This window comes from Photobacterium aquae, from assembly GCF_001029445.1.
Taxonomy (GTDB): domain Bacteria; phylum Pseudomonadota; class Gammaproteobacteria; order Enterobacterales; family Vibrionaceae; genus Photobacterium; species Photobacterium aquae.
Genome location: NZ_LDOT01000013.1, coordinates 35258 through 47790 on the forward strand (window position 1 = coordinate 35258; position 12533 = coordinate 47790).

Consider the following 12533-nt stretch of genomic DNA (forward strand, 5'->3'; position numbering starts at 1 on the left):
GTGAATAAGCGCGTTTTTGTTACCTTCTGCCTAATGATTCTGGCAGCTACTGCGATTGGCTGGAAATACCAACAATACATGACGAACCCATGGACCCGTGATGGCCAGATTCGAGCCCAAGTGGTCCAGATCACACCGCGAGTTACCGGCCCTATCGTCAAAATCCATATCACAGATAACAGCGAGGTTAAGGCCGGAGACTTACTGTTTGAAATCGACCCTCGCACCTATCTTGCCGCCCAAGAAAAAGCTGAAGCCAGTGTGGCTCAGGCCGAGGCACAGCTGCAAAGGGCACAAGATGAGGCTTACCGTGGCCGATCTCTGGCTCGGCGTCAGCCCGGTGCGATCTCACAGCTAATTCTAACCCAGCAAGCCAATGCCGTTCAGGCGGCCAAAGCCGGGGTAATGGTCGCCAAGGCGGCTTTTGAAGAAGCTAAACTCAACCTGAGCTTTACTAAGGTAACAGCGCCAGTAGACGGATATATCACAAACCTCAACCTGCGGATTGGCAGTCAGGTTGTTGCCAATCAGCCTGTGGTTGCGTTGGTAGACAAACACAGTTTCTGGATTGAAGGTTTTTTCAAAGAAACAGATATCAAAGACGTGAAGCCAGGTGAAACGGCAACCGTTACCCTCATGGCCTACGGCAACCAACCGCTAGCGGCACATGTAGAAAGTATTGGCTACGGCATTGCCCACAAAGATGGCAGCACCGGCGTATCACTGCTACCGAATGTCACCCCAACGTTTCAGTGGATCCGACTGGCCCAGCGTATTCCGGTTCGCATTAGCCTCGATACTCTACCCGATGATATCGAACTGCGTGTCGGAGCAACGGCATCGATCATGATTCACAAACACCCTGCAATTTCGCTCACCACACTATTGCCGTAACCTGCCGAGGAAATGCCATGATAAGCCAACGTTGCAAACTGCCTATCAAGGTAGCCACTGCGCTCACCCTCGCCATTGTCAGTGCATTGTGGCTTGGATGGGACAAACCCTACTGGGCCGCCTTTGCTGTTATTGTCATGGCTGCCACTGAAACCAGTGGCCATTCGCTGAAAAAAGGCCGCCACCGTATTCTCGGCACCTTGCTTGGCGTGGGAATGGCCTTTGTCCTTGTCGGTTCTTTCGCGCAACAACCCTTGCATTTTCTGTTGTGCTACACCGCTTTTGCCGCCCTGTGCGTCTACCAGCAAACCAATCCGCGAAATGGCTATGCCTGGAGTATCGGCCTGATGGTTGCCACTCTGGTTATCGTCATGGGCAAGCTTTCCGGCGATCTCACCTTCACCATTGCGGTGTTGCGTATTCAGGAAACCGTTCTCGGGGTGTTCTGTTTTACTTTGGTATTCAGCTTGATGTGGCCGGCCTCAAGCCGCATCGTATTGTTTGATACTCTCAAAGGTTATTTCGATACCCAAGCACAGCACCTCGACACTGCCATCGCCAACCTTGAGAGTACTGGGCAGCTTGGTGAAGAATATTCTTTCGGCAATAGCCTCAAACAGCTAACTCGCTTTGAAGATCTCCTTCAAGCGGCAAAAGCCGATAGCTATCAAATCAGTGGCGGGGAAGCTCAATGGCAACAACTACTCGCCCAGCATAGCCAGTGGGCCCTATTATGCGGGCACCTGTCAGAAGCCAACCATATGCTCAGCAAGCCACTTGATCCGGAACAGAGCAAGGCTGTTATCCAGCTTTTCAATAATATGAAAAGTCGCGCCCTCTTGGCCTCGTCATTGCTTGCAAACAACCGCGATCAGAGCCAACAGGCTTTGCCACCCGACAACAGCGCCGGCAGCAATCCACCTCCGGTGCCAATTGCCCTGTTCAAAATGGCTGCAAATTCCAGCGAACAGCATGGTGCGCTAAGACTGCTTGAAAAAGTACTCAATGACATGGACTCCTTGCACCATGTTATGCTCCAGACACTGCACGAGGCCGTTTCAGGCCAAGTCCAAAATGGTGACACTACAACGGCCGCATCACTGAACAAGCCGTCTTGTAATCATTGGTCATTAGCCATTGATCCCGAGCGAGCGATTAATGCCCTGAAAGCCAGCATCATGATATGGATCTGTATTGCTCTGTGGATTTATGTGCCTATGCCTGGCGGAGCGATGATCGTCATGCTGGGGGGGATTCTGGGCAGCGTGATACTCTCACTACCCTTCGCCAACACCCGCTCAATCCTGCTGTATATGATTGGCTGGTCAAGCTTCGTTCTGCTGCAATATGTCTTCGTTTTGCCGCATCTGACAGAAATCTGGCAATTGGGCGGGTTCTACTTTCTCAATGCCTTTGGTATTTGGTATCTATTCAATCAGCCCCAGCAGATTTTCCATCGCCTGTTAGGTACCCAAAACTTGGTTCTGATGAGCAACAGTGCGATGAAGCTGGTACCGAGTTACGATATCCAGTCAGCTCTGCTCCAGCTACTGATCATTAGTATCGGAATGCTGGTCATATTTTTTGTTAACCACGGGGTATTTTCCGGTGCACCAGAACGCGTTTTCCTGCGTCAGCTCACCTATTTTCGCCGTTCTTTGCAAAACGGATTAAAAGCTCTGCTAGATACATCATCAGGCTCGATAGTCACCCTGTCGGTTCCCTCACCACTGAGGGCCGTTGCGATGGCCGATAATGCCAGTAACCTCATTAATTGGCGGGTATTCCCCGATATCGACAAGAAAGACGCCGACAAACTGATCAGCCATGCGTATAGTCTTTGTGTCCAGTACCGGGCATTTTCGGACAGCTATCGACAATGGCAGCAGCAATCATACCATGCGGGGATCGATCGGCTTGTCCGTCGCTCTATTGAAGATATGGCTACCTTCTTGAATACCACCATGATCAACGAATCATATTCCGATCATGATTTCGCCTTAAAACAACTTCGGAATCACCTGCAAACGTACTTGTCCGGATTCAGCAAACAATCTGTTCTACAATTTGCATTTAGCAACCAAGACGCCGATGAGTGCTACCTGCTACTGACCTCGCTGCAGCTATTTGTTGAATCACTTCAGCACATTAATCTGGATATTCAACACAGCAACTTCTATAACCTCAAGCTCTCCCCCTTTGCTATCTAGAGGCCAAGAGCCCCCTATACACCACAATGCCATCGGGGATGACTCGGTGGCGATTGAACTTGACAAGCATCAAGCTGATCTGAAAAGTCACTCCAATATCACGGAATGTTGTCGAGTTGATCACAATAATTGATTAAGATGGCCGCTCTACAAATTTTCACCAATGGATGTATTTCATGTACAAACTGGTTGCCCTTGATATGGACGGAACCCTGCTTACCTCGCAGAAAACCGTCAGCCCTCGAACCAAACAAGCTATCCAAGCAGCCCGTGATAACGGCGTTCATGTCGTATTGGCTTCTGGTCGTCCGCTTGAAGGAATGACCCGTTACCTTGATGAACTCGGTATGACAGAAGATCACGATTACGTCCTGAGCTATAACGCCTCGCTCGTTCAGCGAGTCGCCAGCAAAGAAGTGATCCGCAAACAAATTATGACCGGCCGCGATGCAAAGAACATTGCAAGCCTTGCCCATGACCTCGGCACCTTTATCCATGCCTTTACCCCTGAACGAGGCTTAATCACCCCAGAAAACAACCCGTACACCGAGCACGAGTCTGAAATCAACGGGGTCGAAACAACCGTGGTTGACTTTGCAGAGCTTGCCGATGACGAAGAGGTTATCAAGGTAATGATGGTGGCGGATCCGGATATCCTAAGCCGTGCCATTGCCCAACTGCCTGAAGCCCTTTACAGCAACTACACCGTTGTCCAAAGTGCGCCTTTCTTCCTTGAAATCATGAATCCTAATAGCAATAAAGGCACAGGTGTTGCCATGCTTGCGGAACATCTTGGCCTTGATGCTAGCCAAGTGATCTGTATGGGTGATGCCGGTAATGATCACCATATGATCGAATATGCTGGCCTGGGTGTGGCAATGGGTAACGCCACAGATGAAACCAAAGCCATTGCCAACCACATTACCCTGAGCAATGACGAAGATGGCGTTGCGGCTGTTATCGAGCAGTTCATTCTGAACGCCTGATCCCTCGCTTCTTTTCAAGGCACAGCGGCCTTATTGCTACTGTGCCTTCACTCTTTGAACTTAGTGATTAATCCCTTCCTGTAAGCCCTCCCAGCTCGAAATCTATACATCGCAAACATACTCAAGAAAACGCGATTCTACGAAAGCATGCCCACCACACTCCCCTATATGGCGTGATCTCGATCCAGCGTTTGTGATATTTCATCTCAAATCATTTAAATAAATATACTTGCTGCCGCCTTCAAATTTGGACTTGCTCAACATATTTCTGCCCAAGCAAATAGGCAGACAAAGTCCCACATAATAGAGTCACATTGTTAGGATATTTATAAAAATGAAAAAAACACTGCTTGCTACACTGCTGGCGCTACCGATGACTGTTTCGGCAAGTGATGAGACGGTTTACCTGCATTACGACAATACACTGGATGGTGTAATCGACTATCAGGAAAACCTTCAGCTGAAGATGGATCTATCAGGCAATACCATTATTGGTAAAACACAGTCCGGCGAAATGGTTTCCGGCATGGTAGAAAACAAGAATAGCCACTATATCGGGTCAGGTGAGAAAGAACGATTCCAGTTCGAAATCCATAACGGCGAAACAAGAAACTGGTTTGTAGGTAACGTATCTAACGAGCACTGGACGGGTAACTGGTTCGGTCCTAACGGTGAGAAAGGTGATTTCACCCTGACGACGCGTGTGCTTACAGATGACATTCCTACCTATTCTGATATCGCCAGTTTTATGCCTGATGAGGTTTTCTACAAACCGAATAGCCACGCGAACGTTTTGACTGACAGTTTTCTTCAGGACGTAGGAGGCCTAGAGCCACACTTCACCAACAGCGGTGATTTCAACCTAAACCTGTCTCAGGGTCTGTACCTTCAAGCCGAAGAGGAGTACTACCATGAAATGCCAATGTCTTTCACTATAGATTTCAAAGAACCAATGCGCCTAAAAACATTCCGTCTTGGTTCGGCTAACCTGACTGATGGTACACGCTTGAAGACATTCAGCTTTTCTATCTGGAATCGAATGACAATGGAGTGGGAAGAAGCCGGTCGCTTTGAATTCCCTCAAATCTACGGACCATCATACCAGCGTCAGGAATTCACACTTCCACGCACCGTGTACGCTGACCGTATCCGAATTTCGGCACATAGCTCACACGACACATCTAACGGAAAGAACAAAGTGCTGATGTGGGGCCTATCGTTCCAACGTTAAGCCATATCCAAGCGCGGCATTGCCAATGCCGCGCTTACTTAGTAAATCAGCTGCAAACGTACTGAAAAGCTATCCGAGTCAGGACGATTCTGAGTAGCAAACGGAAAACGCCATTCCATATCAGCCGCCAATTGTGCCCCCGCCAACTGTGCTCTGTACTGCAACACTGGACCGAGCCCCAAAGCGCGACCCTTAAATGCCCCCTCTAGCGCACCGCTTCCACTATCGCCTTCCACCTGTTGATAGGCAAATCCAGTGATACCAAGCCCGACCATTCCCCCAAGCATCAGTACACTCTGCGTTAGAGTTGACTCCAAAAACACTTGCGTCCCAGTATGGTAATCCGTTGCCGTATTAGTGGTATTGATATTCATGCCCCCGTAAACGCTGAACATTTGCCCGGTAAACGGCTGCATATAATACAAACCGATAGCTGGCTCGAACGTCCAGTAGTGTCGGCCAGGATTGGCTGTTCGCTCCCTGTCATAATTCCCCGTTGGGGTATGAACCGCAAACCGGATATCAGTCCGCCAGTGCTCGCTCCAGCCATGCGTTAAGATCAATGGAGCCAATACGATATCCCCCAATCCGGATGCGCTGTCGGTCCCCCCCCTTCCCGCGCTACGGACCGAGAGGTAAGGTACACTTAAACCAGTGCTATATGTCCAACCATGACCAGCATCCACCCCGGTATTCCATATCATATCGAGGCGATATTCACGGCTATCCACAGCAAATTGCGTCACACTCTTTCCAGCTACAGGCACAACTTTCTCACTGGGAAATTCACCTTGGGTATCAACATAAGCAAACTGAACCGCCATGCTGCCCTCACTCGGCAGCATTGCCATCACACGACTCAAGGTACCCGGAACATAATGACCGACACCTCCCTCTTCGGCCCGGCAAGGAAGTACAGTTGCCATACAGGCCAACAAACAATATCGATAACCATAACGTGCCATGTGGCATCGAACCAATGAGGAAGCTCTGAACGCTTGCATAAACATCCTGTTATCTGCCGCTACTCTGTACAAGCATAGCTAGATTCCAGCTCATAGATATATTCTATATGATGATTTTAGGAATAATGAAGTTCAAGTTTATTATTCCGTATGAGAGATGATGTTAAAAAATAATGAATATAAATCATTACTTAAAACAAAAACGACATTCATTCTTTTGAAATTATTGCAAAATAAAAATCATTTTTTGAATCAAGTCCAAAAGATAATTACAAAACAAACACTATAAAACATCATACGTTAACATAAATTCTAGTTCATCAACACTAGAGCATTAACAACATAGAAAATAAAAAAATAATTTTAAATCTAATAAAAAACATACAACCAAATAGGAAGCTAAAATGAACAAAAAAATATTCCCAATTATACTTTTGCTATTTAGCACGAGTGCTTTTAGTTATGGCATTCATACAAATTTAAATCTTGAGTGGATGAAAGAAAATCATAGATTAATTGAAATGGATTTAAAAAACAGAAAAACAAATGAGATAATTAAGGATTTAAACACACTTACAAACATATGGATTGAAAGAGATGGTGCTGTCTCTGGCGAAGTATCACCATTACTTATTATAGCCATAGAAAAACATACTGATTTCACATTATCAATATTAAGTTCACATCCTAGATCATTCAATAAATGGCTAAATGAATTAGAAGGTATAGTTTTTACCGATTTTAATGGGGATCAAAAAGAAAAGTTATTGAAAATGAAAAAGTCGCTATCTGACTCATTAGTTATATACTTACAGTCAGAACCTAGTGAATCGTTAAAGCCCTTCGCATTAGAACTCCTCAAGAAAACTAATGAAATATCAGTTTCACAAATAAACTAAATTATATATCACCACCGCCATTGGCGGTGGTTAAAAATCAATCTGATACAAACCTTATTTAATACTTATCAATAACTAGAAAGAAAATACGGGATCACCAACGCATTAACCAAATCAATAAAAAATGCGCAAACCAAAGGCACAATAATAAATGCAAGGTGGGAGTTACCATAACGTTGAGACACAGCAGACATATTTGCCATTGCCGTAGGTGTTGAGCCCAGCGAAATACCGCCGAACCCCGAACAGATCACCGCAGCGTCATAATTCTTACCCATTGCAGGAAAGACCACGAACAAGTTAATCAGTACCGCAACCGTAAACTGCGCCGCCAAAATGGCAAATATCGGCCCAGCCAAATCAATCAAGGTCCATAGCTGCATGCTCATCAGCGACATTGCCAAAAATGTGCCGAGGGAAATATCCGCTATCAAGGCAATCGCGGGCTTTCTTGCTGGCCAGTGTGTACCTGTCATTCGGCGGATACCCGTCCCGTGTACCACATTAGTCATCACAATACCGGCAAACAGACAAGTAACAAAAAGCGGCAACTGCAAACCTGCACTATCAATCAGGCCATTGAGGATATAGCCCAAAATGACACAGATATGAATGGAGAAAATGGCATCAAGAAAATCAAAGCCACTGATATGCCCATTGTCACTCTCTTCGGTTACGCCGACATCCAGGGCTTCTTTTTGCTCAGGTTTGAGGTTATGTCGCGTAATAAGGAATTTGGCGATAGGCCCGCCCATTAAACTAGCTAAAATCAGGCCAAATGTTGCACAGGCAATCCCTATCTCCATCGCGTTGCTGATACCATAACCTTCGGAGATCCTCGGTGACCACGCGATTGCCGTACCATGCCCGCCAATCAAAGAGACACTGCCACCCAGCATACCGACCGCACTATCGAGCCCAAAAATAGCAGCAACCCCAATCCCTGTCAGGTTTTGCACCACCATATAGCCTATTGTAATCGCTAGCAGGATCACCAATGGCAGACCGCCTTTAAGTAAGTCCTTCAAGCTGGCATTGATCCCGATCGTGGTAAAGAAATACACCAGCAATACATCACGGGCGACAAGATTAAACGATATCTCGATATCCGTCGCCATATAAACCAGTGCAATCAGTACCGAAAACAAAATCCCGCCCGTTACCGGCTCAGGAATGCTGAACTCGCGCAATGGTGCAAACCGCTGGTTGATCTGACGACCAACAAACAAGACCAAAATGCCTATTGTCACCGCAAAAAACGAGTCAAACCGTAAAATGCCACTTACCCAATCCATTTCCATATTCAATATCCTTGTTGTAAGTCTATATCTAACCTATCAAACAAAGATAAACATCACCTGATTAATTGTTCATAATTTGCACTGACACCCACGCGGATACTGACTGCGACAGCCCTAAGTTCTCGAATTTACAGCGAAGAGATTGTAACGATTGGCCGCCAAGGGCTAAAGATAGCGGCGACGACGTCGCCGCTAGGAAAGGTGAAGTTAATCCTAATACTTAAATTTATTTAGCTTATCTTCAACCTCACTGGTTTGCTCCAATATTCCTTGAGCTTCCTGATTTGATGTCTCTGCTCCTTGAGCTGCTTTGATGGTTATCTCGGTGATCGCATTGATATTACGGTTAATATTTTCAGTCACTTGATGTTGTTCCTCAGAAGCCGTAGCAATTTGACACATCATATCTTGGATGGTTGACATCGAAGCCATTAAGGACTCTAACTCTACGACGACCGTTTTGCTGCTTTCGATACTGTTCTGGGTAAAGGTTTTACCATTGGCAATCGTCTCTACTGTCAGCTTGATTTGACCTTGGAACTGGTTAATCATCTGCTGAATTTCTTCCGTAGAATTTTGCGTTTTTGAGGCCAACTGACGAACTTCATCAGCAACAACGGCAAAACCACGTCCGGACTCACCGGCCCGAGCTGCTTCTATCGCGGCATTTAAAGCCAGCAAGTTGGTTTGATCTGAAATACTACGGATCACATCTAGAATACTGCGGATTTGATGGCTCTGAGTTTCTAATTCAATAATGGTCGAAGAAGAACGCTCCATTTCCTCACCTAATTGATTAATGACGCTAGCGCTGTCATTAACAACGTCACTACAACGCATAATGACTTGATTTGCTTCCTCAACTGAACTCGCTGTGGTCGCAACACTATTGGCAACTTCACTTGCCGTAGAGGCCATTTCATTAATTGCTGTAGCAACTTGTTCCAGTTCCTGACGTTGCTGCTGTACATCTTGATGTGATGCTTCAGCAATACCGGCAGAACGATTTGCCGATAGCTTCAAATGATCGACAGAACCTGCGATATCACGGATCATACTCTGCAACGAAGCCATCAGAGTATTAAGCCCCTTCATCAGAGCGCCCGTTTCATCTTTTCTCGTTACATCCAAACGGAAGGTCAAATCACCACCAGCCTGACCGAGCTGCTGAACAATATTTACCACTTGCTGGATCGGTGTAGAGATACGTTTAGCCAGTATGTAGAGCATGGCAAGAGCCAATACCGAAATCAACAGGCCAGCGATGAACTGAGCATTAAGGAAATCACTGAATGACGTCCTAAGCTCTTTTTGTAGTCCATTAATGTCTGCAAACAGATCCGCTTTAGGTATGGTAATTGACAACATCCACGGGGTATTGGTGTCTCCTACCGTAATCGGTGTGACTAAGTTGGAATCCTTGTCCGTCTCATTCCATGATTGCTTACCCGCTTGAAGCTGGCTTTTTTGCTTAGCCCAGTCTGGCAACACAACTCCGAGCTGAGCACTCGAGCTGGTATCACCCGCAACAACACCACGATAAGTAATAATACTGACATGAGAATTTGGCCCAAATTGGTTCTGTTTCAGACTAAGTGCCAACTCATTGATAAAGTTTACCGATAAATCGATACCAATCATGCCGATAGTTTGACCATTGGCCTTGATCGGGGTAACTATATTGGTCATTAATACCTGTTTACCCTGAACATTGTATACCCACGGATCTATCAGGCAGCTACTTCCGGTCTCAAGCGGGCAAAGATACCATTCGCTGACGCGAGTCCCTATTTTGGTCTGCTCTTGGCTATAAAACCGATCCGAATCGACCGATGAAGGCTTTAATTGGTTACCGCTATCACGGGTCCAATACACGTTGAATTGGCCTTTACCATCGATGGCTTCATAAAACGCATCCTTTCCATCCCAGGCGTCGGGTTCAAAAGCGATATAAGCCCCTAAAAACTTCTGGTTACTCGCCAGCAAATCACGCACAGCCAATGACAGATCTTCACGGCTGATCTTAGTTTGACCATGCTCACCGCTCGCCATACCAGATAACACACTGGCTAGCGCTTCAACGGAGTCCATCGCGACAGATAGCTGGTTTTGAATCTGTGCTGAACTGTATTTGCTGGTATATTCCAGCTGCTGAGTCAGCTGTTGATCAGAAAACGCATACGTTTTGTTGTACACCATCTCTTCAAGCTGACTGGCGTATTTTTGACCAACAAGCAGTACCGCAATAAGCGATATTAATAGGCAACTTACGGCACCAATAATGATTTGATGGCGTATAGATTTAAGTGAAATCACAACGGCTCCCCAGCTTTGATAAGATCGGCCGCATGCTTAGCCATGACTTTATGCATTGCGGTTGTCGGATGAAGGCCATCCCAGAATAGATTATGGTTTGGCTGGGCGATCACAGCCCCTGTCGCATAGCTATAGGCTTCATCAGTCACGTTGGTAATAGTGACATCCAGTTTTGCATCACGGTACTCACCATGATTTTTCACATCATCAATCACCTTATTAAATACGGCGAACGTATCATAATAAAAGATCTCAGTATCAGAATGGCTTGCCGCCAGCTTTTCTAAGCCTGTTTTCAATGCTTGATTGTGTGACTGGATAAACGGAACCGTTATGTCCTGTCGACCTGCAAACCATGGTGCATCAACGAAATTGGGAATGTTGGCAACAAGAATTTGTTTTGCCCCCGCATCAATCAAGGATTTGATATCAGCTAGAGCGTAAGATGCCGCTTTGTCACCCGTTTGGTTAAGATCACCGAACAAGGTAAACCACAGATTATTCGTTCCGCTCATATAGCTAATCAGCTCATTGCCTTTGAACTGGCCTTTATGGGCAATACGTTGTTTAATTTGCTGACCACTGTTTGTCAGCACGTCTAGGCCTGAAGAGGCAGTAAATCCATTGGCCGCATCAATATCGATAAAATTCCCCAAGCCAGACATCGCACCACCAACGGCCCAGTTGGTCCCTAACAAGGGCGCACTTTCATACTGGTAGGTCACGATTTTGTCATCTTGGTTTTTAAGCACTACCTTGCTTTCGATTTTCCCATGACCTCGTGTCGGCATCGGCATCGCGAGGAAATCGGCCAAGTATTCAGTCCAAACGAGACCATTGCTGAAATGGCCATTAAAATTCGGCTCAGAGGCACGAATGCCTATTTTTCCTGAGGTTTTCTGGTTCATATCGACAGTGATCATATGTTTGTTGCCGATATCGGACAGACTATCACCAAAGTTTGAGATGGTATTGAAATCTGCAGCATGCGTGTAGAGAGGAATAAGTGTAGCAAGTGTCGCTAAGGTAAATTTATTCATGTTTTTCTTATTTGTTAATTAAATAATATGAGTCATTTACATGACGAGGGTATTAATCTTTTAATTTGATATTAAATTGAGCACTGAATTACGAGGGGACAAGCTTCGCCATATGACAAAAAGGAATAAACATGTTATCGCCGCTTACAATACAAACCAACGCAGATAACAATGTATACCTACAAGATATACCAGAGAGGAGGGGGAAACCTTTATCTGTAACAATGATTGTCACATTAGAATAAGAATATTTAGCAATAATAATTGTAGATAATGTTGCAAGAAAACGACTGTTTTGTGCTTGAACTTGCACTCTCATGTCTTTTTTCGGCATTAATGATTGCACATTAAGAGCATGAAAAATAAAGCCAAAAGAGGCCAAACCCTTCGAAATACTTGCCACAATTAACGCTATTACTCGTACTTTATCCATAAAGAAACTTATTCAAGCTAAATGTCTAATGATTAACTATCGACCGTAATGGATTTAACTAAAGAAAATAATAGTTAAAAACATATCATTTCGATGAGTTAATTCCACCGAAAATATGACCATTGGGTATAAACCCGCAATTCAGTTCTATATGTTAATTTCCATAAAATTATCGCCAGTATACAGTGATAATGGCTATTATTATAGGGAAGGGTAAAAGTTAAGTCTGATTTTCTCTATAACACACCAGATAAACCG

The 12533-nt window shown here is 45.4% G+C and carries 10 protein-coding genes; 5 read left to right on the plus strand and 5 right to left on the minus strand.

Features of this window, described 5'->3' with window-relative positions; translation table 11 throughout:
- The 4 genes from ABT56_RS11125 (at position 1) to ABT56_RS11140 (ending at position 5321) form a co-directional block, all read left to right on the plus strand.
- Positions 1-894 (plus strand): HlyD family secretion protein, encoded by an 894-nt coding sequence (locus ABT56_RS11125; RefSeq protein ID WP_047878948.1) that lies wholly within the window; start codon positions 1-3, stop codon positions 892-894.
- Between the two features lie 17 nt (positions 895-911).
- The gene (locus ABT56_RS23265; protein ID WP_053062452.1) at positions 912-3104 is read left to right on the plus strand and encodes an FUSC family protein; all 2193 of its coding nucleotides are present in this window, start codon (positions 912-914) and stop codon (positions 3102-3104) included.
- 176 nt (positions 3105-3280) lie between these two features.
- Positions 3281-4090, plus strand: coding sequence for a sugar-phosphatase (gene yidA, locus ABT56_RS11135; RefSeq protein WP_047878949.1), 810 nt, complete (start codon positions 3281-3283; stop codon positions 4088-4090).
- 334 nt (positions 4091-4424) lie between these two features.
- Positions 4425-5321 (plus strand): hypothetical protein, encoded by an 897-nt coding sequence (locus tag ABT56_RS11140; protein ID WP_047878950.1) that lies wholly within the window; start codon positions 4425-4427, stop codon positions 5319-5321.
- A 38-nt stretch (positions 5322-5359) separates the two neighbouring features.
- Here ABT56_RS11140 and ABT56_RS11145 read toward each other — a convergent pair whose 3' ends face one another.
- Positions 5360-6247: a SphA family protein gene (locus ABT56_RS11145; RefSeq protein WP_047878951.1), complete on the minus strand. Its 888-nt coding sequence runs from the start codon at positions 6245-6247 to the stop codon at positions 5360-5362.
- A gap of 443 nt (positions 6248-6690) precedes the next feature.
- Between ABT56_RS11145 and ABT56_RS11150 the strand changes: the two genes are divergently transcribed.
- Positions 6691-7185, plus strand: a complete 495-nt coding sequence (locus ABT56_RS11150; protein WP_047878952.1) for a hypothetical protein — start codon at positions 6691-6693, stop codon at positions 7183-7185.
- Between the two features lie 68 nt (positions 7186-7253).
- Here ABT56_RS11150 and gltS read toward each other — a convergent pair whose 3' ends face one another.
- From gltS to ABT56_RS23910, 4 genes are all read right to left on the minus strand, one after another.
- On the minus strand, positions 7254-8480 hold the full coding sequence (gene gltS / locus ABT56_RS11155) for a sodium/glutamate symporter (RefSeq protein ID WP_047879024.1): 1227 nt from the start codon (positions 8478-8480) through the stop codon (positions 7254-7256).
- A gap of 219 nt (positions 8481-8699) precedes the next feature.
- Positions 8700-10802, minus strand: a complete 2103-nt coding sequence (locus ABT56_RS11160; protein WP_047878953.1) for a methyl-accepting chemotaxis protein — start codon at positions 10800-10802, stop codon at positions 8700-8702.
- Positions 10799-11842 (minus strand): SGNH/GDSL hydrolase family protein, encoded by a 1044-nt coding sequence (locus tag ABT56_RS11165; protein WP_047878954.1) that lies wholly within the window; start codon positions 11840-11842, stop codon positions 10799-10801. Before ABT56_RS11165 ends, ABT56_RS11160 begins: the two co-directional genes overlap by 4 nt.
- A gap of 88 nt (positions 11843-11930) precedes the next feature.
- Positions 11931-12275, minus strand: a complete 345-nt coding sequence (locus ABT56_RS23910) for a hypothetical protein (RefSeq protein WP_157037824.1) — start codon at positions 12273-12275, stop codon at positions 11931-11933.
- Positions 12276-12533: the final 258 nt, after the last annotated feature.

Excerpts from the sequence above, each read along its gene's own strand:
- ABT56_RS11140 (WP_047878950.1), top strand. The coding sequence starts at position 4,425 with ATGAAAAAAACACTGCTTGCTACACTGCTGGCGCTACCGATGACTGTT.
- ABT56_RS11145 (WP_047878951.1), bottom strand. The coding sequence starts at position 6,247 with ATGGCAACTGTACTTCCTTGCCGGGCCGAAGAGGGAGGTGTCGGTCAT.
- gltS (WP_047879024.1), bottom strand. The coding sequence starts at position 8,480 with ATGGATTGGGTAAGTGGCATTTTACGGTTTGACTCGTTTTTTGCGGTG.
- ABT56_RS11150 (WP_047878952.1), top strand. The coding sequence starts at position 6,691 with ATGAACAAAAAAATATTCCCAATTATACTTTTGCTATTTAGCACGAGT.
- ABT56_RS11165 (WP_047878954.1), bottom strand. The coding sequence starts at position 11,842 with ATGAATAAATTTACCTTAGCGACACTTGCTACACTTATTCCTCTCTAC.
- yidA (WP_047878949.1), top strand. The coding sequence starts at position 3,281 with ATGTACAAACTGGTTGCCCTTGATATGGACGGAACCCTGCTTACCTCG.
- ABT56_RS23265 (WP_053062452.1), top strand. The coding sequence starts at position 912 with ATGATAAGCCAACGTTGCAAACTGCCTATCAAGGTAGCCACTGCGCTC.
- ABT56_RS23910 (WP_157037824.1), bottom strand. The coding sequence starts at position 12,275 with ATGGATAAAGTACGAGTAATAGCGTTAATTGTGGCAAGTATTTCGAAG.